At 64.5% G+C, this 21,495-nt stretch carries 19 protein-coding genes and 1 pseudogene; 5 read left to right on the top strand and 15 right to left on the bottom strand.

From position 1 onward, the window contains the following. Nucleotides 1-2: 2 nt before the first annotated feature. The 4 genes from ACLLJI_RS03680 to ACLLJI_RS03665 all read right to left on the bottom strand — a co-directional run bounded on the left by ACLLJI_RS03680 (nt 3) and on the right by ACLLJI_RS03665 (nt 5,417). Complete coding sequence (locus ACLLJI_RS03680) at nt 3-1,298, bottom strand: ABC transporter permease (protein WP_434618044.1); 1,296 nt, start codon at nt 1,296-1,298, stop codon at nt 3-5. Next, complete coding sequence (locus tag ACLLJI_RS03675; protein ID WP_434618041.1) at nt 1,295-2,632, bottom strand: ABC transporter permease; 1,338 nt, start codon at nt 2,630-2,632, stop codon at nt 1,295-1,297. Before ACLLJI_RS03675 ends, ACLLJI_RS03680 begins: the two co-directional genes overlap by 4 nt. Beyond that, nucleotides 2,629-4,182 carry an ABC transporter ATP-binding protein gene (locus ACLLJI_RS03670; RefSeq protein ID WP_434621155.1) on the bottom strand — a complete coding sequence of 518 codons (1,554 nt, stop codon included), beginning with the start codon at nt 4,180-4,182 and terminating at the stop codon, nt 2,629-2,631. Before ACLLJI_RS03670 ends, ACLLJI_RS03675 begins: the two co-directional genes overlap by 4 nt. A gap of 110 nt (nt 4,183-4,292) precedes the next feature. Then, nucleotides 4,293-5,417, bottom strand: a complete 1,125-nt coding sequence (locus ACLLJI_RS03665) for a BMP family lipoprotein (RefSeq protein WP_434618038.1) — start codon at nt 5,415-5,417, stop codon at nt 4,293-4,295. A gap of 904 nt (nt 5,418-6,321) precedes the next feature. Between ACLLJI_RS03665 and ACLLJI_RS03660 the strand changes: the two genes are divergently transcribed. Next, a complete protein-coding gene (locus ACLLJI_RS03660; protein WP_434618035.1) occupies nt 6,322-6,885 on the top strand; it encodes a hypothetical protein in 564 nt (187 codons plus the stop codon). A gap of 102 nt (nt 6,886-6,987) precedes the next feature. Here the strand turns inward: ACLLJI_RS03660 and ACLLJI_RS03655 are convergent, their stop codons facing one another. From ACLLJI_RS03655 to ACLLJI_RS03635, 5 genes and pseudogenes are all read right to left on the bottom strand, one after another. Next, complete coding sequence (locus ACLLJI_RS03655) at nt 6,988-8,079, bottom strand: NADP-dependent oxidoreductase (RefSeq protein WP_434618032.1); 1,092 nt, start codon at nt 8,077-8,079, stop codon at nt 6,988-6,990. Between the two features lie 68 nt (nt 8,080-8,147). Continuing rightward, nucleotides 8,148-8,561 (bottom strand): annotated as a pseudogene (locus tag ACLLJI_RS03650) (organic hydroperoxide resistance protein); the annotation flags it as partial. 36 nt (nt 8,562-8,597) lie between these two features. Beyond that, on the bottom strand, nt 8,598-9,035 hold the full coding sequence (locus tag ACLLJI_RS03645) for a MarR family winged helix-turn-helix transcriptional regulator (protein WP_434618029.1): 438 nt from the start codon (nt 9,033-9,035) through the stop codon (nt 8,598-8,600). A 130-nt stretch (nt 9,036-9,165) separates the two neighbouring features. Next, the gene (locus ACLLJI_RS03640) at nt 9,166-10,368 is read right to left on the bottom strand and encodes an amidohydrolase (RefSeq protein WP_434618026.1); all 1,203 of its coding nucleotides are present in this window, start codon (nt 10,366-10,368) and stop codon (nt 9,166-9,168) included. Nucleotides 10,369-10,458: 90 nt separating this feature from the next. Further along, entirely contained in the window at nt 10,459-11,634 is a 1,176-nt protein-coding gene (locus ACLLJI_RS03635) for a mannose-1-phosphate guanylyltransferase (RefSeq protein WP_434618023.1), read from the bottom strand. Nucleotides 11,635-11,941: 307 nt separating this feature from the next. Between ACLLJI_RS03635 and sdhC the strand changes: the two genes are divergently transcribed. From sdhC to ACLLJI_RS03615, 4 genes are all read left to right on the top strand, one after another. Further along, nucleotides 11,942-12,322 carry a succinate dehydrogenase, cytochrome b556 subunit gene (sdhC, locus tag ACLLJI_RS03630; RefSeq protein WP_283558560.1) on the top strand — a complete coding sequence of 127 codons (381 nt, stop codon included), beginning with the start codon at nt 11,942-11,944 and terminating at the stop codon, nt 12,320-12,322. A 2-nt stretch (nt 12,323-12,324) separates the two neighbouring features. After that, nucleotides 12,325-12,789 carry a succinate dehydrogenase hydrophobic membrane anchor subunit gene (locus tag ACLLJI_RS03625; protein ID WP_283558559.1) on the top strand — a complete coding sequence of 155 codons (465 nt, stop codon included), beginning with the start codon at nt 12,325-12,327 and terminating at the stop codon, nt 12,787-12,789. A 103-nt stretch (nt 12,790-12,892) separates the two neighbouring features. Then, a complete protein-coding gene (sdhA, locus tag ACLLJI_RS03620; RefSeq protein ID WP_283558558.1) occupies nt 12,893-14,680 on the top strand; it encodes a succinate dehydrogenase flavoprotein subunit in 1,788 nt (595 codons plus the stop codon). Continuing rightward, complete coding sequence (locus tag ACLLJI_RS03615; RefSeq protein WP_283558557.1) at nt 14,680-15,477, top strand: succinate dehydrogenase iron-sulfur subunit; 798 nt, start codon at nt 14,680-14,682, stop codon at nt 15,475-15,477. The genes sdhA and ACLLJI_RS03615 overlap by 1 nt, the downstream gene beginning before the upstream one ends. A 615-nt stretch (nt 15,478-16,092) precedes the next feature. Here the strand turns inward: ACLLJI_RS03615 and ACLLJI_RS03610 are convergent. The 6 genes from ACLLJI_RS03610 to ACLLJI_RS03585 form a co-directional block, all read right to left on the bottom strand. Beyond that, nucleotides 16,093-17,157 (bottom strand): YihY/virulence factor BrkB family protein, encoded by a 1,065-nt coding sequence (locus ACLLJI_RS03610; RefSeq protein ID WP_434618017.1) that lies wholly within the window; start codon nt 17,155-17,157, stop codon nt 16,093-16,095. Then, complete coding sequence (locus ACLLJI_RS03605) at nt 17,081-17,758, bottom strand: 2'-5' RNA ligase family protein (RefSeq protein WP_434618014.1); 678 nt, start codon at nt 17,756-17,758, stop codon at nt 17,081-17,083. Before ACLLJI_RS03605 ends, ACLLJI_RS03610 begins: the two co-directional genes overlap by 77 nt. Nucleotides 17,759-17,762: 4 nt before the next feature. Beyond that, a complete protein-coding gene (gene trpS, locus ACLLJI_RS03600) occupies nt 17,763-18,782 on the bottom strand; it encodes a tryptophan--tRNA ligase (RefSeq protein WP_283558554.1) in 1,020 nt (339 codons plus the stop codon). Nucleotides 18,783-18,825: 43 nt separating this feature from the next. Continuing rightward, entirely contained in the window at nt 18,826-19,710 is an 885-nt protein-coding gene (locus tag ACLLJI_RS03595) for an exodeoxyribonuclease III (RefSeq protein WP_283558553.1), read from the bottom strand. Nucleotides 19,711-19,881: 171 nt separating this feature from the next. Then, the gene (locus ACLLJI_RS03590; protein WP_434618009.1) at nt 19,882-20,436 is read right to left on the bottom strand and encodes a hypothetical protein; all 555 of its coding nucleotides are present in this window, start codon (nt 20,434-20,436) and stop codon (nt 19,882-19,884) included. A 126-nt stretch (nt 20,437-20,562) separates the two neighbouring features. After that, a complete protein-coding gene (locus tag ACLLJI_RS03585; RefSeq protein ID WP_434618006.1) occupies nt 20,563-21,495 on the bottom strand; it encodes a bifunctional methylenetetrahydrofolate dehydrogenase/methenyltetrahydrofolate cyclohydrolase in 933 nt (310 codons plus the stop codon).

Below are 21,495 nucleotides of genomic sequence, written 5' to 3'. Positions count from 1 at the left end.
CCCTAGCCCTTCACATAGGGGACGCCGCTGGCGGCCGGCGCGCGCGACTTGCCCACCAGCCCCGCCACGGCCAAGATGGTCAGCGCGTACGGCAGCATCGCCAGGAACTGCCCGTCCACCGGGGTGACCGCCAGCTGCAGGATGCTCTTCAGGTTTCCGGCCACGCCGAACAGCATGGCCGCAAGAAAGGCGCCGATCGGATTCCAGCGCCCGAAGATCAAGGCCGCCAGGGCGATGAACCCGAGGCCGCCGGTCATGTCCTTGCTGAAGCTGCTGACAGCCACCAGCGTGAAGTACGCGCCGCCAACGCCGGCCACCGCTCCGCCGGCGAGCACGTTCAAAAACCGGGTGCGGTTGACATTGATGCCCATGGTGTCCGCCGCCTGCGGGTGCTCTCCCACGGCACGGATGCGCAGCCCCCAGCGAGTGTGGAACAGCGCAAACCAGATCCCCGCCACGAGTACCAGCATCAGGTAGCCCAGGATGGACTGGCGGAAAAACGTCGGCCCGATGATCGGGATTTCACTCAGTAGCGGGACCGGCAGGTTGGGCAGGTGCGGCGGCTGGTTGTAGATGGTGGCACCGCCCACCTTGATCTTCATGATCTTCTCGAAAAGGAATCCGGTCAGGCCGGCCACCAGCACGTTCAGCACCACCCCAACGATGATCTGGTTGACCAGGTATTTGATGCTGAACGCCGCCAGCATAAACCCCACCAGCACCCCGGCGACGGCAGCCGCGAGCAGTCCGGCGATGGCATTTCCGGTGATGGAACCGACCAGCGCCGCGGTAAAGGCCCCCGCGAGCAGCTGGCCCTCAATGGCGATGTTGACCACGCCGGAGCGTTCGCACAGCACTCCCGAGAGCGAGCCGAACACCAACGGGGTGACAATGAGCATGGCCCCGGTGAACAGCCCCACCAACGTGATGTTCTGCGTCTTAGTGCCGCCGATGATCCAGATCAGGAAACCGGCCACGAACAGCACCGTGAAGGAGGATGTCACCGCCCGCGACGTTCTGCCCACCGTCCTGGTCTGCAGATAGGACATCGCCGCCAGGACCACACAGCCCAGTGCGGCGATGATGCCGGAAATCTTGGCGGGCAGCACCAGGTCCGGCAGCTGCCAGGCATCCGAGTCCTGCGAGAGCCGGAAGGTTGCCTGGCCATCGGGTCCGAAGACCGCGAAGACGACGACGGCGAACGCCGCCATGAACCCGAAAGCGATCGGTACTTTCCAGCTCCGGACGGCAAGCTGGTCCCGGACTGTGCTGGTCGCTGTGCTCATCGCTGTGCTCATACTGCAGCTCCTCGGGTGGCCTGCGCGGAGATGGTCGGCGGCTTGATGGTCGGCGGGTTGATGGTCGGCGACTTGACCCGGAAGATCGCGCGGATCAATGGCGGCGCTGCGATGAACAGCACGATCAGGGACTGGACCACCAGCACGATGTCGATGGAAACGTCCGCGTTGACCGCCATGGAGGTACCGCCGGCTTTGAAAGCGCCGAAGAGCAGCGCGGCAAAAAAGGTGCCCCAAGGGGTCGACCGGCCCAAGAGGGCCACGGTGATGGCGTCGAAACCGATATTGCCTGCCACATCCGCGTCCAGCGACCGCTCCGTGCCGGAGATCTGGGACACGCCGGCCAGTCCGGACAGCGCGCCGGAGATCAGCATGACCACAATGTAGCCGCGGGAGACCACCATCCCGGCTGTCCGGGCGGCATTCGGGTTCGCCCCGATGGCCCTGAACTCGAAGCCCAGGGTCGAGCGGTTCAACAGCCAGGCCATAGCAATCACCGCGAGCACCGCCAGGATGAATCCGGCATTCAGCCGGAAGTTGGGCCCCAGCAGCAGTGGGAAGACCGCAGAGCCCGGCATCGCGGGGCTGACCGGGTTGGAGCTGGCCGGGTCCTTGAGCTGATTCTTCAGCAGGTACAGCACCAGATTGACAGCAATGTAGTTGAGCATAATGGTCACGATCACCTCATGCGCCCCGGTGCGCGCCTTCAATAGACCGGCGATACCACCCCAGATGGCGCCGCCGACAGCCCCGCCGACGATGACGACCAGCAGATGGATGCCCGGCGGGAGCTGCATGCCGAAACCGAGTGCGCCGGCAAAGATGGCGCCCAGGATGATCTGCCCCTGCGCGCCGATGTTGAACAGCCCGGCGCGGAAGGCAATGGTCACCGAGAGCCCTGCCAGGATGAGCGGCGTGGCGAAGGTGAGCGTTTCGAAGATTCCCAGCTGCCCCAGCCAGGTCCGCGCGGTCGGGTCATAGGTGGCGCCGCGGAACAGCGAGCCGTAGGCCTCCGACACGGCGGCCCACATGGCGGCAAAGGTGTCGCCGGGCTGGGCGAAAAAGTACCCGGCTGCGGCGGCGACGCGTGCGTCCGTGACCGCGATCAGGACAGCGCCGATGAGCAGGGCGACGACGACGGCGAGCACCGAGACAAGTCCGCTGCCGGTCATGATTTCGCGGATCAGGTCCTTGCCGCGCTCGTCCTTGCCTGGGCCTGTCCGCGGCAGTTTCATCGAGGCCGCGGCCCCGGTCAGGTCCGCCCCGCCAGGGCTGCCGGCCGGGGCCGCCGAGAGGCTGTCCTCAGGGGCCGGTTCGGTCCGCGGATCAGTCAAGACGGCTCTCCTTTTAATGTCGTGGTGGCGCTGAGCTGGGCCCGGGCTTCGTCCGCCGAGAGCCCGGCCATCATCAGACCCAGCAGATCACGCGATGACTTGCCGGGCACGATGCCCATCAGCCTGCCCGCAAAGAGTACGGCAATGCGGTCCGCGAGCTCAAGCACCTCATCGAGCTCGGTGGATACGATGATCACCGGCGTTCCCTGATCCCTTTCGGCCACAATGCGCTTGTGTAAAAACTCGATCGAGCCCACATCCACCCCGCGGGTGGGCTGGGAGGCGATAAACAGCTTCAGCGGCCGGGACAGCTCGCGCGCCAGCACCACTTTTTGCTGGTTTCCGCCCGAGAGCGTATCGGCGGGCGCCTGCGCAGAGGGTGTGCGGACATCAAATTCTTCGATCTTGCGGGCAGCGTGTTCGGCGATCGCCGTCCGGTTCATCATGGAGCCGCGGGAGAACTCCTTCTTGCCGTAGAGATCCAGCACCAGGTTCTCGGCAATGCTGAAGGCGCCGACCAAGCCGTCAATCCTGCGGTCCTCGGGCACGAATCCAACGCCGGCGTCGAGCACCTGCCGGACCGAACGGCCCACCAGTTCATGGCCGTCGAGGGTAATGGAGCCCCTGACGTGCCTGTGCAGGCCGAGCACGGCCTCCGTCAGTTCCGTTTGGCCGTTTCCCTGCACACCGGCGACGGTGAGGATCTCGCCGGTGGCGACGGCGAAGGACACGTCGTCCACCAGCCGCGTTCCGTCGTCGGACATCACCGTGAGATTTCGGATCCGGAAGACCTCCTCCCCCGGCCGCGCCGGGGCCTTGTCGAGGCTCAGGTTGACCGACCGCCCCACCATCATGGAGGCCAGGTCCGTGGTGGAGGCCGACGGGTCCGCAGTGCCGACCACCTTGCCGCGCCGGATCACGGTGATGCGGTCCGAAATCGCCTTGACCTCGCGGAGTTTGTGCGAGATGAAAACGATCGAGGTGCCGCCCGCCGTCAGCTGGCGCATGATGTCCATCAGCTCGTCGGTCTCCTGCGGGGTGAGCACCGCAGTCGGTTCATCCAGAATCAGGATGCGGGCATCACGGACCAGGGCCTTGATGATCTCGACTCGCTGCTGAACCCCGACGGGCAGCTCCTCGATCACGGTGTCCGGATCCACATTGAAACCGAATTTGGCGGAGATCTCCCGGATCTTCCTCCGCGTCTGCTCCAGATCCAGAACGCCCCCAAGGCCAGTGGACTCGCGGCCCAGGGCAACGTTTTCCGCGACGGTGAAGACGGGAACCAGCATGAAGTGCTGATGGACCATGCCGATCCCGGCCGCCATGGCATCACCGGGACCGGAGAACTTGACGGCTTGCCCATCCACCAGGATTTCGCCCGAAGTCGGTTCATAGAGTCCGTAGAGGACATTCATCAGCGTCGACTTGCCGGCACCGTTTTCGCCGAGCAGGCAATGGATCTCGCCGGGTTCCACCACGAGATCGATGCGGTCGTTGGCCACCAACGAGCCAAAGCTCTTGGTGATGCCCTTGAGTTCGAGTTTCAAGGCTGCAACCATTCTTAGGTTTGTGTCGGAGGCCGGCACACTTTTCACGACAAGGACCTGGCGACCGCCCCGCCGCTGCGGCGGGGCGGATCCGCGGACATTTTTCCTGCCTACTTCTTCGGGCTGGCCGGGGACTCGATCTTCAGCGTGCCGGAGATGATGTCCTTCCTGATCGCATCGAGTTCGCTCTTGGTGTCCGCAGTGACACTTGAGTCCAGGTCATGGAACGGAGCCAGCGCGACGCCGTCGTTCTCCAACGTCCCGACATACGGCGTCGGATCGAACTTGCCGTCCTTGTCGTCCTTGACAATGTTCTCCACCGCTTCGCCCATCTTCTTCATGACGGAGGTCAGCAGCACGGCTTTGAAGGCCGGGGCCGTCAGGTAGCCGTCCGAGTCAACCCAGACCAGCTTGGCGTCTTTGCCGGCGGTGTTCGCCGCCAAAATGGCATCGCCGGCGCCCTTGCCCAGCGGGCCTGCCACGGGCATGATGATGTCCGCCCCGTCGTTGAGCAGGTTGTTGGTGGCCTTGGTGCCCTCCTGGACCACGTCGAAGGTGTTCGTGAAGACACCCTGCTGAGTGTTCTTGTCCCAGCCCAGCAGCTGGACGGACTTGCCCTTTTTCTCGTTGTAGTACTTGACGCCGTCGGCGAATCCATCCATGAAGATTGTCACGGTGGGGATGTTGATGCCACCGAAGGTGCCCACCTTGCCGGTCTTGGTCTGCGCGGCGGAGGCATAGCCGGCCAGGAACGCAGCCTGGGCGGTGTCGTAGACCACCGGCTTGACGTTCGGCAGGTTAATCGAGTTGTCATCAATGATCGCGAAGTGCGCCGAGGCGTCGGACGTGGCCACCTTCTTGGTGGCGTCCGCGAGCAGGAAGCCCACGGTGAAGGTCAGGTTGCAGCCGGCGTTGGCCATCTGGTTCAGGTTCGGCTCGAAGTCCGCCTTCGTGGTGGACTCCGCCTGCTTGATCTTGATGCCGAGGTCCGTTTGCGTCTTCTTCAGGCCCTCGTAGGAGGACTGGTTGAAGGACTGGTCGTCGAATCCGCCGGCGTCGGAGACGATGCAGCCGAGATAGTCGCTGGCCCCCGCCGTGCCACCACCCGACGGCGCCGGTGCAGCGCCGCAGCCGGTGAGCAGGAGCGCGGTTGCACCCAAGGTGATGGTTCCAACGGTGGCGCTGCGTTTCAGGGCACCGGGCAAGGACAGGGCGCTGTGCAGTGGGTGATTCAAAGTTCCTCCAACAGAGATTGAGCGCAGCGAACAGCAGCGGTTCAATGAGTGTCCGTTGGTCACGGTGCGTAACACCGGGACTCAAATTCTGTTGTCACTGATATCTTCGAAGCGCTGCGCTATGGCGCGATGATGATAATACCCTAATGGGTGATTCAGCCCACCTGCACCTTTCGACGCCGCCGATGCCTCATCGTTGGAAAGTCGTTACCTGTCCGCCCTCGCCAAAACGGGGCGGCGCCGCGAAGGAGGGGCGGCCCCGCGAAGGAGGGGCGGCGCAGCGAAGGAGGGGCGGCCCCGCGAAGGAGGGGCGGCGCAGCTGCGTTGTCGCGGGGACGCCCCTCCTTCGAGAATGCCCGAGGATGACCGGTGTCTGTCCGGCAGAGGAGGTGCGGCCAGCATCCCGTCCACTCCTCCACACTTCTGGAGTGTGGCGTCGTCCTGCACAGCGGATCGGTGCCGTTCCTGTCCAACCGGCTGTGAGCACTATCTTACTGACATGGACAAGAACAGGCTTCGGAAAACGCTGGAGGTGCGGTGGCCTCCTGGTGGGCCTGTCGCCTCGACTGCGCAGTTGGCATCGGCCGGTGTGGGGGACCGGTTGTTGGCCGCTGGGGTTGCATATGGTTTCGTGCATCGGCTCAGGCGCGGGGCATACATTCAGATGAGTTTATGGTTTCCAGCCGCCGTTTGGGAGCGGGACATGTTTGGTCTGCAAGCCCATTTCTACACCAGCGGCGGCGCATGTACGTACAGCCACTTCAGCGCTGCGCGTCTTCACGGATGCTGGATTTGGGACTGCGGCAGCAGTATTCACATCAATTCCGCCTCTGCGCTGTCGCAGAACAGTGCCGGCCCTGATGTGACGGGACATCACTGCCGCTTGGAGCTCCGGGAAACTGTCGTGGTCAGTATCCGCGGCGAGGGGCCGATCTGGGTGACTTCGCTCGAGCGAACCGTCGTCGATTGTGCCAGAATCGGCGAGTTTCAGCGCGCCGTAATCATCGGGGACCATGCCCTGCGCAAAGGTGCGAGCCTGCAAGGGATACAGTCCCTGGTCGCATCAATGCCGGGCAGCCGCGGTATACGACGCGCCCGCCAAGTGGTTGAGGCACTCGATGCACGGTCCGAGTCTGCTGGCGAGACTCGGACGCGGCTGATCCTTCGCGCATTCAACATCGAACAGCCGGATGTTCAGGTCGTTATACAGGCGGGGAGCATCAGCTATCGGGCGGATTTCGCGTGGCCGGCACTCAAACTCATCCTGGAATTTGACGGGAAATCGAAATACTTCGATTTCGCCCCGACTGGCCAGGTTATTTTTGAGGAACGACGGCGCGAAAAGGCATTGATGGAGTTAGGTTGGAGATTCATCCGGATCGAATGGTCCGATCTGGGGCGCCCGGGCGAGCTGCGGACGCGGATTCAAGCAGCGATAGCCCGTGCACGCGAAGGACTGGCCGCGTGAAGACGGGGCTCGCTCGCGACAGCGGTGCTGGGCCGCATCGTCTTCGCGGGGGCGCCCCTCTTTGATGGTCGGTCCTCCATCCCGCGGGGCAACCTCGGCCTGTCAGTCCAGCGTCACGACCATTTTCCCGGTGTTGGCACCGCGGAGCAGATCGATGAAGGCCTGCGGCGCGTTTTCCAGGCCGTGCACGAAGGTCTCATCGAAGCGGACCGCACCGTCGCCAAGCCATCGCGCCATTTTCCCGGCGAATTCCTCCGCCAGGTACTGGTAACTGCCCACGATGAACCCCCGCAGTGTCAGCTGCTTGCCGATCGCCAGCGCTAGATTCCGTGGACCACTGACCGGCGCTGTGCTGTTGTACTGCGAGATCGCCCCGCACATGGCAACCCGGCCGAACCGGTTCAACACGGAGATGGCGGCCTCAAGGTGTTCGCCGCCCACATTGTCGAAGTAGACGTCGATTCCGGCCGCATCCGAGGCGCCGGGCGTTGCGGCGCCCGTCCGTTGCAGGGCAGCCTTGAGCTGATCCTTGACCGGTCCGTCGTGGTAGTTGAAGGCCGCGTCGAAGCCCAGCTCCAGCAGCCGTGCCACCTTTTCCGACGAGCCCGCGCTGCCGATCACGCGTGCCGCGCCGAGGTTTTTAGCGATCTGCCCCACCAGGGATCCCACCGCGCCGGCGGCGGCGGAGACAAAGACGGTATCTCCGGGCTTGAAGGCCGCCACCTCGGTCAGGCCGGCATAGGCGGTGAGCCCGGTCATGCCGAGGGCGCCGAGGAACGCCGTCGGCCGCGACAGCGTGCTGTCCACGGTCCGGGCCTCCCCCTCGGCCAACACCGCGTAGTCACGCCAGCCCAGTGCGTGGACAACGACGTCCCCCACTTTGTGTGCGGCGCTGCGCGAAGCAATCACCTCGCCCACCGCGCCGCCGTCGAGCGGCGCATTCAGGGCAAACGGTGGGCTGTAGGACTTTACATCGTTCATGCGGCCCCGCATGTACGGATCCACGCTCATGGCCGTATTGCGGACCAGGATCTGACCGTCCGCCAAAGCGGGAATGTCCGATTCCGTGAGCCGGAAGTTCTCCGGCACGGGCTCCCCCTGCGGACGGGACGCGAGCTGCACCTCGCAGGTGGTGCGGGGAAGTGCCGATTCATCGACGGCGGGAGTGTCGTGGTTGTGCGATTCATTGCTCATGCGGATGCCTCCATTGCGGGTTGGGTAACGGTTCTGATGCTGCTGCAGGCACTAATGGCCGGCGGGGCCAGGATGCTCAGTTCGACGCTGATATTGCCGCGGGTGGCATTGGAGTATGGGCAGATCAGATGGGCCGCCTCGGCCAGTTCCCGGGCGGCGGATGGCTTCAACCGTGGCAAACCGATCTCCATCCGCACGGCGATCCCCTAGGCACCCTCGCCGACTGCGCCGAAATCGACGTTGGCGGTCACCGTGGAACCGGAGACATCCGCCTTGTGGCGCCGCGCTGCCAGCCACAGAGCGGAGTGGAAGCAAGCGGCATAGCCGGCAGCGAACAGCTGTTCCGGATTGGTTCCGTTGCCGTCTCCGCCCAGTTCCACCGGCGCTGCCAGTCTCACCTCAAGCTTGCCGTCGGAGCTGCGGGCCTGGCCGTTGCGTCCATCGCCGGTGGCATGGGCTTGTCCGGTGTAAAGAATTTTCATGGCCGTCCTTGGTGGCGGTGGTGGTGGTGGTGGTTTTTAGCTTGCCGCAGCGTGCAGGGCAGCGGTCAGCCGGGATAGTGTGCCCCGCAATTGATCCAGCTCGCCGGGGCCGAGGCCCGCTGCCTCTGCCAGCTGCTGCGGAACCGCAGCTGCCCGCTCGCGCAAGGCGGCGCCGTCGTCCGTCAGGTGCACCTGAACCCGCCGCTCGTCGTCGGCGCTACGCTGACGTCGCACCAGCCCGGCGGCCTCCAGCCGCTTGAGCAGCGGGGACAGTGTACCGGAATCCAGCGCGAGCTCCTCCCCCAGCTCGCGCACCGACGCGCCATCCCGCTCCCAGAGCAGGAGCAGCACCAGATACTGCGGATACGTCAGCCCCAGCTCGCTGAGCATTGGCCGGTAGAGCGCAGTGGCAGCCCTGGAGGCCGAGTACAGCGCGAAACAGACCTGCCGCTTGAGAACGTCGCGCTCATCCATACCTCAAACGTAGTACACAATTCCATTGTGCACAACCTATCGGATGGACGCCTGCCCTTCGCCATCCACGTCCCCGCTTATCCCAGGCACCCGCCTCCTCCCCCAGGGATGAGGCAGGGAGCGCGCGGGGTTAAGTGAGGTCGCGGATGGCCCGCAGGGCGGCTGCCCCGAGCACCCTGATCCCCAGACCCAGCGCACGCTCATCCACAATGTAATCGCCGCGGTGCAGATCGTACTGTTCCCCGCCGGGCACGTGCGTCCCCAGCCGCATCAAGGCTCCCGGTGTGTCCTGCAGGAACCAGGCGAAGTCCTCCCCGCCCATTGACTGCGGCGCCAGAACGACGGCGTTCTCGCCCAGTTCGGCGCGGGCCGCGGCCTCGATCAGCGCAGTTTCATGTTCCGAATTCACCACCGGCGGAACGCCCCGGGTATGCTCCAACAGGACATCCACGCCGTACGGCGCGGCGACCTGCTGCACCACTTCGTCCAGCAGCTCACCGGCCGCGTGCCAGGCCTCGCGGTCCAGGCAGCGCATGGTGCCGGCCATGAAGCCGGTGCCCGGAATGGCGTTTGGCGCGGATCCGGCACCGATCTGGCCCCAAACCACGGACACGCCGCTGCGCACATCCACCCGGCGGGAGAGAACGGCCGGGACGTTGATGGCGATCTCGGCCAGTGCGAAGACCAGATCCTCGGTCAGGTGCGGACGGGAGGTGTGTCCGCCCCGGCCGGAGAGTTCTATCTTGATGGTGTCCGACGCGCTGGTGATCGAGCCGATGCGCGTACCGATGTGTCCCAACTCGATCCGCGGGTCGCAGTGCAGGGCCATGATCCGCGGCACGCCCTCCAACGCGCCCTGGGCAATGCAGTCCAACGAGCCGCCGGGCATAATCTCCTCGGCGGGCTGGAAAATGATCCGTATCGTGGCCCCCAGCGGCCGCTGCGCGTGCATGTCCGTCAACACCAAGGCGATTCCCAGCATTGTGGTGGTATGGATGTCATGCCCACAGGCATGGGTGACACCGTGGTTCCGGGAGGCAAACGACAGGCCGGTTTCCTCCATGACCGGCAGCGCATCAATGTCACCGCGCAGGGCGGTGGCGATCGGGCCGTCGCCGACGTCAACAAAGAGCCCGGTGCCCGACAGGCGCCGCGGTGCCAGACCCGCGGCGATGAGCCGTGCCATCAATCTGTCAGTGGTGCGGAATTCCTGCCGCGAAAGCTCCGGATGTGCGTGAAGATCCCGTCTGAACGCCAGCATCTCGGCGATTCTCGGTTCCAGCCAGGGGTTTATCAGAGCTGTCGGTTCGGTCTCTAATGAGTAATTGCGCACACAGAAACTCTAGCGACCCCGGACCGCATCAAGGTCATTCACGGCCCAGAGTTACGGCCGCGCCCCAACCCGCCGGTGAACCCGGTCCGGCTATAGAACGTCAGTGTCGCCGCTGGCCTTGAGATGGTCCACGGCGCTTTTCACCTGCTGTGCGTGCGCCGTCGTCGTCACGAGCAGTGCATCAGGGGTGTCCACAATAACGACGTCCTTGATGCCGATCAGCGCAATAACGCGCTTGGTGTCCGTGACCACGACGCCGGAGGCTCCCTCGGTGAAAACGCGGGCCCCCTCGCCGACGACCGTGACGTCGTCGACCTCTTTGGCGCTGTTGAGCCGGCCGATGGCGGCAAAGTCTCCGACGTCGTCCCAGCTGAACGTTCCCGGAATCACGGCGACATCGCCGGCGTCGGCCGCAGGTTCGGCCACGGCATAGTCAATGGCCGTTTTCGGCAGGGTGGGCCAGATCCGGGCCGTGACTTCCTGCTGCTGGTCCGTATCCCATGCGTTGGCGATCTCGGTCAGGCCGCTGTACAGTTCCGGCTGATTCTGTTCCAGGTGCTTGAGCATCAGCGCCACCGGAGCCACAAACATGCCGGCGTTCCAGTTGTAGTCGCCGCTGGCCAGGTACTCCTCGGCCACCGCCTTGCTCGGCTTTTCCACAAATTCGACGACGGCATGGGCGCTGGGCGCACCGGCGATGTCCAGTGCTTCACCGGTGCGGATGTAACCGAACCCTGTGGAGGGGTGCGTGGGTTTGATGCCGATGGTGACGATCTTGCCCGTCGCGGCGGTGAAGATCGCCTCACGGACGGCGTCCTGGAAGACGCCGTCCGGGCTGATCACCTGATCGGCGGCGAATGAGCCCATGATGATGTCAGGGTCCCGCCGGTAGAGGATGGCGGCGGCCAGTCCGATGGCGGCCGCCGAGTCCTTAGGCTCGCTTTCCAGCACGAAGTCCGCGTCCTTGATCTCGGGCAGCTGCCGGCAGACGGCCTCCCGGTGGGCAGTGCCTGTTACCACTACCACACGATCCCCGGCCAGCGGCGCCAGTCTGTCGTAGGTGGCGCGCAGCAGCGTGCTGCCCGAATTCGTCAGGTCATGAAGGAATTTCGGCGCGGCGGCCCGGGACAGCGGCCATAGCCTGGTCCCGACGCCGCCGGCCGGGATGACCGCATAAAATCTGTCCAGTGTCTGCACTGACCGGTTTTGCGCGGACCACTCTTCCGCGGACCGTGCGGCCGGTGTGCCTAAAGATTCAGTATTCATCACCCGTCAGTCTAGTGGACAGCCCACAACGGCCTGCGCGGCCCCGTCCGGGCACGTCGGCCACGTCGGCCACGTCCGGGCACGTTTATGCGACGTCCGGCCAAGTCCGGGCACGTTTCGGCGCCGGAACGCCCCTGCGGGACCAATGCGTAACGCCTGTGACCAAGGCGATAGAGCAAGGAGCGCCTAATTTGAATAAGCTGTAAGCGAAGCCTACATTTAGGCCTGAGCTACGAGTGCTCTCGCAACGAGCGTAACCCCGCGTGGAACCACGCTAGCGCCGCTGTGATGCAGAGAGGATTATTGCGTGCCGACAAAACCAGCTGGCACTCTGTACCGCGGCCGAGAAGGCATGTGGTCCTGGGTGGGACACCGTATTACGGGTGTTGTGATTTTCTTTTTTCTGTTGGTGCACGTCCTGGACACTTCGTTGGTGCGCGTGTCCCCGGAAGCGTATAACGCCGTCATCGGCACGTATAAGAACCCGATCATGGGTCTGGGCGAGGCCGGTCTGGTCGCCGCCATCGTTTTCCACGCGTTCAATGGGCTACGGATCATTGCCATTGACTTCTGGAAAAAGGGCAACAAGTACCAGGCTCAGCTCCTCTGGGCCGTTCTGATCCTGTGGGTCGTGGCGATGGTGCCGTTCCTGATCCGCCAGCTTTCCATCGTTTTCGGGGGGAACTAATCATGGCAACACCTATAATCGACGCCCCGCGCAGCGGCAAGATCGATGTGAAGTACAACCGCAGCAAAGGCGGCAAAGGCAGCTTCGAGATGGTCGCGTGGCTCTTCATGCGGCTCTCCGGCGTGGTGCTGGTGGTTTTGATCTTCGGTCACCTGTTTGTGAACCTGATGGTCGGCGACGGCGTCCACGCCATCGACTTCGGCTTCGTGGCCGGCAAATGGGCCAGCCCGTTCTGGCAGATCTGGGATCTGCTCATGCTCTGGCTCGCCATGCTACATGGCACCAACGGTGTGCGGACCATCATCAACGACTACGCCGAGCGCAATGGAACGCGGATGGCGCTCAAGACCGTGCTTTACGTCGCAACGGTGGTCATCATCGTCCTCGGCACGCTGGTCATCTTCACCTTTGATCCGTGCCCGGCCGGCGCCGTGACCGACCTGCCGTCCTTCTGCACCGCCCGCTAACAGCAGCGGCAGCAAGAACAGCGCTCCGCACCAGCCGCTTCGCCGCGGCCATCAGGAAGCACACACACGCTTTAACCGCAGTTTGAGAGAAAGAGCATCCAGTATGCAGGTCCATAAGTACGACGTCGTTATCGTCGGGGCCGGTGGCGCGGGCATGCGTGCCGCCATCGAATCCGGCCAGCGCGCACGCACCGCTGTACTGACCAAGCTCTACCCCACCCGCTCGCACACCGGGGCGGCCCAGGGCGGCATGTGCGCCGCGCTGGCGAACGTGGAGGAAGATAACTGGGAATGGCACACCTTCGACACGATCAAGGGCGGCGATTACCTGGTGGATCAGGACGCCGCGGAGATCATGGCCAAGGAGGCCATCGATGCGGTGCTGGACCTGGAAAAGATGGGCCTGCCGTTTAACCGCACCCCCGAGGGCCGGATTGACCAGCGCCGCTTCGGCGGCCACACCCGTGATCATGGCAAGGCGCCCGTCCGGCGCGCCTGCTACGCCGCGGACCGCACCGGCCACATGATCCTGCAGACGCTCTACCAGAACTGCGTCAAGCACAACGTGGAGTTCTACAACGAGTACTACGTCCTGGACATGCTCATGGTCGATGAGGAAGTCACCGTCGACGGCGTCACCAGGATCCACAAGCGCGTTGCCGGCGTCGTCTCCTATGACCTGGCTTCCGGCGAACTCCACATCTTCCAGGCCAAGTCCGTCATCTTCGCCACCGGCGGCGCCGGCAAGGTCTTCAAGACCACCTCCAATGCGCACACGCTGACCGGTGACGGCATGGGCATCGCCTTCCGCCGCGGCATCCCGTTGGAGGATATGGAATTCTTCCAGTTCCATCCGACAGGCCTGGCCGGGTTGGGCATCCTGCTTTCCGAGGCGGCCCGCGGCGAGGGCGCGATCCTGCGCAACTCCGAGGGCGAGCGCTTCATGGAACGCTACGCCCCGACCATCAAAGACCTTGCCCCGCGCGACATTGTGGCCCGCTCCATGGCCAATGAGGTCCGCGAGGGCCGCGGTTGTGGTCCGAACAAGGATTATGTCCTCCTGGACCTGACCCACCTCGAGCCGGCGCACATCGACGCCAAGCTCCCGGACATCACGGAATTTGCCCGCACCTACCTTGGTGTGGAGCCCTACACGGAACCGGTTCCGGTCTTCCCGACGGCGCACTACGCCATGGGCGGCATCCCGACCAACGTCCAGGCCGAGGTCCTGCAGGACAACGACACGATCATTCCGGGCCTCTACGCCGCCGGCGAGGTCGCGTGCGTCTCCGTGCATGGTTCCAACCGGCTGGGCACCAACTCGCTGCTGGACATCAATGTCTTCGGCAAGCGTGCGGGCATTGCGGCAGCCGAGTATGCCCAAACCGCCGATTATGTGGACCTCCCGGACGATCCCGAGGCCTACACGGTTGAGCTGCTCAACCATGTCCGGACGTCCGACGGCGGCGAAAAGGTCGCGCTGATCCGCAAGGATCTGCAGGACACCATGGACACAAACATGCAGGTATTCCGCACGGCGGAGACCCTCAACCAGGTGCTCACCGACATTTCTTCGATGGAGGAGCGCTACCAGCGCATCACCGTCCAGGACAAGGGCAGAAGGTTCAACCTTGATCTGCTCGAAGCCGTGGAGCTGGGCTTCCTGCTGGAACTGGCCAAGGTCATGACCGTCGCCGCGCTGCACCGCGAGGAATCCCGCGGCGGCCACTTCCGTGAGGACTTCCCGGAGCGCGACGACGAGAACTTCATGAAGCATTCCATGGCCTATAAGGTCCAGGAGACCGCCAATAAGGAACACACGGCCGGCATCCGTCTGGGAACCAAGCCGGTTGTCTTTACGCGCTACGAGCCGATGGTGAGGAAGTACTAATGAGCCCCATTGAAACTGCCGAAACGGCCCCAGAGCCGGCTTCGAAAATCGAACTGCCCGCCCACGTTGGCGGCGGCGGCGAAATCCCCACCTTCAACATCACCTTGCGCGTTCGCCGGTACAACCCGGAAATTTCCGAGGACTTCAGCTGGGAAGACTACGAGCTGACCATGTACGGCACGGACCGCGTGCTAGACGCCCTGCACAAGATTAAGTGGGAGCACGACGGTTCGCTGTCCTTCCGCCGTTCCTGCGCTCACGGTGTCTGCGGGTCCGATGCGATGCGCATCAACGGACGCAACCGGCTGGCCTGCAAGACGCTGCTGAAGGACCTGGACACGAAGAAGCCGATCACGGTGGAGGCCATCAAGGGCCTGCCGGTGGAGAAGGACCTGATCGTGGACATGGAACCGTTCTTCCAGTCCTACCGCGAGATCATGCCGTTCCTGATCAACAAGGGCCACGAGCCCACCAGGGAACGCCTGCAGTCCGCCGAGGAGCGCGCCCGCTTTGACGACACCACCAAGTGCATCCTCTGTGCGGCGTGCACCTCCTCGTGTCCGGTGTTCTGGACGGACGGCCAGTACTTTGGGCCGGCCGCGATTGTGAATGCGCACCGCTTCATCTTCGACTCCCGCGACGACGCCGGCGACATGCGCCTGGAGATCCTCAACGACAAGGAAGGCGTGTGGCGCTGCCGCACCACCTTCAACTGCACCGAGGCGTGCCCGCGCGGCATCCAGGTCACGCAGGCGATCTCCGAGGTCAAACAGGCCATCCTCAGCCGCCGGGTCTAAGACCCCGCAGGCCCCGTGGGGATCCAACTCCATCGACTGAGCAGTAGATGTCCGTTACAGCCCCGTATCGGACATCTGCTGCTCAGTCGTTTATCCGGAGGGCTCTTCAGGCCCGCCGCAGGGTACAGGCGCGTCCGCGCCGGTCCCCAACGCGGGTGCCTTGGCACGGCGCACGTCGCAGAATCGCGCACACGGACCCGTAGTTCGGGGCTGGTGCGGAGTTGCTGCGGCCCGGTCCGCCGGGACCCGGCGCAATTGGCCGTATTTTACTTCAGGGATGGTTCGTCGTCACCGCGGAGCCAATCTCAAACAAGGAGCGGCGCAGCGCCCGGTAGCGCTCGGAGCCCAGCGCCTCCGACCATCGTTCCTCCGCATCCGCGATGATTTTCAGTGAAAGGGCGACGGCGGCGACGCCGCCAGTTGTCAGCGTCTGGAGGTTCTACACGCCCCGGGTTTCCGTCACCGGTTCCTTGAATGGTTGACGGCCCGGTCTGAGCCGCCGGGTCCAGTCCTCCGCGGCAGACCGGCGCCCCCACCCCCATCGACTCAGCAGCAGGTGTCCGTTTCGGCCCCGTATCGGACATCTACTGCTAAGTCGTTTATCCGGAGGGCTCCTCAGGCACGCCGCAGGGATCGCGCCCGGCCCCGCTGATCCGCTGGGACAACAGCCGCATTAATGTCGGCCTGCCCGACGGCGGACCACGCGGCCGCAATCAGGAAAACCTGGCTGACGAAGTTGAACCAGATCAACAGACCGATAATGACCGCGAAAGGGGCCAGCAGCGGGTTTGCTCCCGCCCTGGCCAGCAGGAGCCCGCTGAGCAGCTGGAGAACAGTGGCACCCACGCCCGCCAGCAGGGTGGACTGCAGGAAAATTCCGCGGTCCGGTTTCAGCCCCGCTGCCAGCCTGAACAAGATGGTCGCGGTGAGCCAGTTCAGCGCGACGGCCACCAAGACCCCGAGTCCGAAACCTGCGGGATTCGCCACTGCCGGGTCGAGTTTGAGGGCGGTGGTGATGGCGTCCAGCGCACCGCCGAAGATCACCGTCACCCCGGCGGTGAGCACCAGCGCAACGCCCAGCAGCAGCAGCGTCCCGGCGTCTTTAAGCTTCATCATCACGGGATTTACTGTCGGCGCGGGGGCCCCCGCCACGCCCCGCATGCCGATGCGCAGCGACGCGATCCAATTCAGCGCGGTGAAGATGGTGACGACGGCGGCGATGATTGCCGTCCACCCGAGCCCGGCGGGATTCAGCAGGGACTGCGGATCGACCAGACCATCGCCGCCGTCGACCTTCAACAGTCCGGGTGCGCTCGTCGCGACGCTGGCAACCAACGCGTCCAGCAGAACCTTGTCGGATCTCAGGACCAGCGCGGCGATCGAAAACCCGGTGGTGAGCAGACCGGTGATGGAAAAGAACATGGTGAAGCCGATGCCGGCGGCCATCACGGGGCCGCGCCTCATGTTGTACTGTGCCATCGTGCGCAGCGGGCGCAACGTGTTGGCTCGGGCCAGCTGAGAGTTCAGCCAGGCGATGAAGACGCCGAGCCGGCCGGCACCCTCCCGCTTGGCGCGCCCATAGGCGGTCTGCTTGCGAATTACCTCAAGCCTGAGTTTTGCCAGCTCGGTCGGCAGCGGCTTCGCATCGTCGGGTGCTTTGTTTTTCAGACGTTCCGCCAAAGTTCAGCTCTTCCTTTAGTAGCCACACACCAGAACTATCATGCTCGTAAAGCCCCATCCCGGTTACCGGGAAGGTGGCCGCAAAGTCCTCCAGCGTTCCCGCGGCCTCGTCCAGACCCGCGGCGCCGATGTCGTGGGCCACGGTGATGTGCGGATGAAAGTTAAAGGCCAGGTCCCGTGCCAGCGGCCCGCTCTGGAGTTTTTCGTGCAGCCGGACGCACTCCTCAAACCCTTCCTGAATCTGCAGATAGACCACCGGTGACACGGGGCGGAATGAAGCGGTCCCGCTGACGGCCACCGTAAAGGGACGCTGCTCCCGCGCCACTTCGCGCACGTGTCCGACGGTTTCCTCCCAGTCCTCGGCGGGCGTGGTGGTCACCAAGGTGATGTGTGCCGGGATGACGGCCCCCAGCCGATCGCCGAAGGTGCGCCTGAAGTTTGTGATTTCCGTGGCCAACGGTTCGGGCAGCGCCACGATGATCCCCACACAGCGGGGGTCAGGATCCGCGCCGGCCTTTAGCCGGCCGTCGGCGTGCGCGTTCAGGAGCTCGCCGCTGCCGGCGGCCCTCGTTGATGCACGCTGATCGGCTGACTTGGCCATGGTGCTAGCGGCCACCCTGCAACGGGAGGAAGCCCATTTTGTCGTACACCTGGCGCAGCGTCACCGACGCAATTTCCCGGGCCCGCCGCGCACCGCCGGCCAGCAGCCGGTCCAGCTCCGCCGGATCGGACATCAGTTCGTTCGTCCGGTCCCGCAGCGGAGTGATGAAGTCGACCATCACGTCGGCCAGGTCCGCTTTCAGATGCCCGTACATTTTGCCCTCGTAGAGCCGCTCCAGTTCGGGGATCTGCTGCCCCGTGAGGGTGGAATAAATGGTCAGCAGGTTGGAGACACCGGGCTTGGTTTCAATATCAAAGCGGACCTCGGTGCCGTCATCCGTCACCGCGGTTTTAATCCGTTTGGCGGCAATCCTCGGATCCTCCAGCAGCTGGATCGACCCGCTGGCGGATTCCCCGGTTTTGGACATCTTGGCCACCGGATTCTGCAGGTCATAGATCTTGGCTGATTCCTTGAGGATCTTCGCATCGGGCACGGTGAAGGTTTCGCCGAACCTGGCGTTGAAGCGCTGGGCCAGGTTCCGGGTCAGTTCCAGATGCTGACGCTGGTCTTCGCCCACCGGCACCAGATCCGTTTGGTAGAGCAGAATGTCCGCTGCCATCAGGGTCGGGTACGCAAACAGTCCCAGCGTGGCGGCCTCGGAACCGCCCTTCTGCGTCTTGTCCTTGAACTGCGTCATCCGTGCGGCCTCACCGTAGCCGGTAATGCAGTTCAGCGCCCAGGCCAGCTCGGCGTGTTCGGGCACCTGCGACTGGACAAAGAAGATGCACTTCTCCGGGTCGATTCCGGCCGCGATGTACTGCGCGGCAACCGTGCGGGTCCGCCTGGCCAGCATGTCCGGCTCGAAATCAACAGTCACCGCATGCAGGTCGGGAATGAAGAAGACCGCGTCGTACTCCGACTGCATCTGCACCCAGTTGCGCACGGCGCCGATGTAGTTCCCCAGATGCAGGGAATCGGCGGTGGGCTTTGCTCCGGAGAGGATGCGCTGGCGTGCTGCAGTCATCAATTCTGAACTCTCAAATCTCGATAGCGGGATAGGTGGGTGCCTAGGGCTGGACGCCGAGCCGGTAATCGACCACCAGCGGCGCGTGGTCGGAGAAGCGCGTGTCCCAGGACGGCGCGCGGTCGACGACGGCGGCGCCGGCCGCCGCTGCCAGTGCGGAGGTGGCCATGTGGTAGTCAATGCGCCAGCCCGTGTCATTGTCGAAGGCCTGCCCACGCCACGACCACCAGGTGTAGGGGCCCTCAACCTCACCGGCGAGCCGGCGGTGCACGTCGGCCCAGCCGAATTCGTCGCCGAAGAACCTGTCGAAGTAGGCGCGCTCTGCCGGCAGAAAACCGGCCCGCTTGACGTTGCCCTTCCAGTTTTTGATGTCCAAGGTGGTGTGACCGACGTTGAGGTCTCCCACCACCAGGGCATGGTCGCTCTCCCGTTCCAGTTGCGGCAGGCGCGTAGCCATAACGTCAAGGAAGCGGTACTTGTCGACCTGCTTGGGTGTATCCACCTCCCCGGAATGCACATAGGCGCTGACAACGGTGAGCTTTCTGGTCTGCCCGTCGGCGTCGGTGACCCGGTAATCGGCCTCCACCCAGCGGCCGGCGGCGGCGAAGTAATCATCACCGATCCCCACCCGGGTTTCCACCGGTTGGATCCGGTCCCGGCGGGAGGCGATCGCAACGCCGGCGCGGCCCTTCGCCTCGGCCTCGGCATGCAGAATGTGCCATTCGTCGCCGAGCAGGTCCTGCACCACTGCGTCCGGCGCACGGACTTCCTGCAGGGCCAGGATGTCCACGTCCCGCGCGGCCAGCCACTGGGCCATGCCGCGCTTATAGGCGGCCCGAATCCCGTTGACATTGACGGAGGCGATCCGCAGGCCGTTCTTGGGCGCCGTTCCGGGGACGTCTGCCGCCGCAGGCACCAGCTCTGTCATGGTTGCCGTCAGGGGCTCTGTGGCGGATAACTGCCGTGCGGTGACTAACTGCCCCGTGGCCAACTGCCCTGGTGCCGTTGCTGTATTCGTTGACATGCTCACCCGTTCCACTTTACCGTTTCAGCGCATCGCGCAAACCGCGGCCTGTGTCCGCGCTCCCGGCCGCCCGCCTTAGTCGAGAACGACGCCGCTGACCGGGCCGCCGTCGTCGGATCCGCCGCTGTTGCTGACCATGCCACGACCGTTATGGGCGGTGATCGAAATCGTTTCCAGCGCGCGCATCATGGCCGCGGAATCGGCGCCGGTTCCCCGGCCCAGCTGTTCCTCGATTAGGCCGGCCTGCACCTGGATAATTTTGAAGCTGTGGTCCAGCTTCAAATCGCGGATGCCGGCAGAACCGTCGTCGATCAGGGCGGTCCCGCGCGCTTTCTTTCCCGCCGGAGCCGGCGGACCGCCGGCTCCGTTGACCCCGGCCAGGGTGCTTTGGGCCCGGCGGACCTGCTCGGCGCCGAAGCGGGCGGCCTTGTGCACTCCGATGTAGACAAAGGTGGAGAGGGCCAGCCAGCCCAGGGCAACGGCGGCGATGAACCAGCCAAGCACATCATTGCTGTTGGCCGCGAAGACCAGCGCCACCAGGAAAACCAGGGCCAGCACAATGGTCCCGGTTCCGGTCCATCGGCCGGGCCGCTGCGGGCTTCTGCCACCGTCTTTGCCGAGAGAATACATGCCTTCAGTATGTCAAAAGCCACCGCCGATGGCAGGACGTTCCACCACCGGCGGAAACCTGAGGTGCCCGTAGTGGGCCATGGGGCGTGAACCGCCCCCTTGTGGGCACCTCACATTGCCAGCGGGTCAGTCCGCGATGATGCCTGCCTGCCGCTCGGCCGCCTCCACCACATTTGCCAGCAGCATGGCACGCGTCATCGGCCCCACACCGCCCGGGTTGGGAGAGAGCCAGCTGGCGACGTCGGCTACGTCGGGGTCGACATCGCCGACAATCTTGGACTTGCCCGTTTCCTCGTCCACCACCCGGCTCACACCCACGTCCAGCACGATCGCGCCTTCCTTGAGCTCGGCGGCCTGGATCATTGCCGGCATCCCCACCGCGGCTACCACCACGTCGGCCATCGCCAGCAGTTCCGGAAGGTCAAGGGTGCCGGTGTGCGCCAGCAGCACCGTCGCGTTGATCGAGCGCCGGGTCAGCAACAGGCCCAACGGGCGTCCCACGGTGACGCCGCGGCCGATCACCAGCACCTTCTTGCCGTTCAGCGCAATCTTGTGCCGCAGCAGCAGCTCCACGATGCCGTGCGGCGTGCAAGGCAGCGGCGCGTTCACCGGGGAACTGACGTTGAGCACCAGCCGGCCCAAATTGGTCGGGTGCAGGCCATCGGCGTCTTTCGCCGGGTCAACGCGCTCCAAAATGGCATTGGTGTCGATGTGGTCCGGCAGCGGGAGCTGGACGATGTAGCCGGTGGTGTTCGGATCCGCGTTCAGCTCATCCAGCACGGCTTCCAGCTCCTGCTGGCTGATGTCCGCCGGCAGATCCCGGCGTACCGAGTTGACCCCGATCTCGGCGCAGTCACGATGCTTACCCAGCACGTACCACTGGCTGCCGGGATCTTCGCCGACCAGGACCGTGCCGAGACCGGGCGTGATACCACGCCTCTTGAGCGCCTCGACACGGACGGCCAGCTCACTTTTCACGGCCGCCGCCGTCGCCCTTCCGTCCAGAACCTGCGCCGCTACCGGCGTGCCGAAGGGAGTCTTCGCGCGCGTGGGACTCAT

This window comes from Arthrobacter sp. A5 (assembly GCF_051131705.1).
Taxonomy (GTDB): domain Bacteria; phylum Actinomycetota; class Actinomycetes; order Actinomycetales; family Micrococcaceae; genus Arthrobacter_M.
Note: the sequence above shows the minus strand (reverse complement) of the source record. Positions and strands in the feature narration are given on the sequence as shown.

What these genes read in the sequence shown, in the direction of transcription:
- ACLLJI_RS03680 (WP_434618044.1), bottom strand. Translation starts at nt 1,298, where the DNA reads ATGAGCACAGCGATGAGCACAGCGACCAGCACAGTCCGGGACCAGCTT.
- ACLLJI_RS03655 (WP_434618032.1), bottom strand. Translation starts at nt 8,079, where the DNA reads ATGAGCAATGAATCGCACAACCACGACACTCCCGCCGTCGATGAATCG.
- ACLLJI_RS03645 (WP_434618029.1), bottom strand. Translation starts at nt 9,035, where the DNA reads ATGGATGAGCGCGACGTTCTCAAGCGGCAGGTCTGTTTCGCGCTGTAC.
- ACLLJI_RS03635 (WP_434618023.1), bottom strand. Translation starts at nt 11,634, where the DNA reads ATGAATACTGAATCTTTAGGCACACCGGCCGCACGGTCCGCGGAAGAG.
- ACLLJI_RS03625 (WP_283558559.1), top strand. Translation starts at nt 12,325, where the DNA reads ATGGCAACACCTATAATCGACGCCCCGCGCAGCGGCAAGATCGATGTG.
- sdhA (WP_283558558.1), top strand. Translation starts at nt 12,893, where the DNA reads ATGCAGGTCCATAAGTACGACGTCGTTATCGTCGGGGCCGGTGGCGCG.
- ACLLJI_RS03615 (WP_283558557.1), top strand. Translation starts at nt 14,680, where the DNA reads ATGAGCCCCATTGAAACTGCCGAAACGGCCCCAGAGCCGGCTTCGAAA.
- ACLLJI_RS03605 (WP_434618014.1), bottom strand. Translation starts at nt 17,758, where the DNA reads ATGGCCAAGTCAGCCGATCAGCGTGCATCAACGAGGGCCGCCGGCAGC.
- trpS (WP_283558554.1), bottom strand. Translation starts at nt 18,782, where the DNA reads ATGACTGCAGCACGCCAGCGCATCCTCTCCGGAGCAAAGCCCACCGCC.
- ACLLJI_RS03595 (WP_283558553.1), bottom strand. Translation starts at nt 19,710, where the DNA reads ATGACAGAGCTGGTGCCTGCGGCGGCAGACGTCCCCGGAACGGCGCCC.
- ACLLJI_RS03590 (WP_434618009.1), bottom strand. Translation starts at nt 20,436, where the DNA reads ATGTATTCTCTCGGCAAAGACGGTGGCAGAAGCCCGCAGCGGCCCGGC.
- ACLLJI_RS03585 (WP_434618006.1), bottom strand. Translation starts at nt 21,495, where the DNA reads ATGAGTCCCACGCGCGCGAAGACTCCCTTCGGCACGCCGGTAGCGGCG.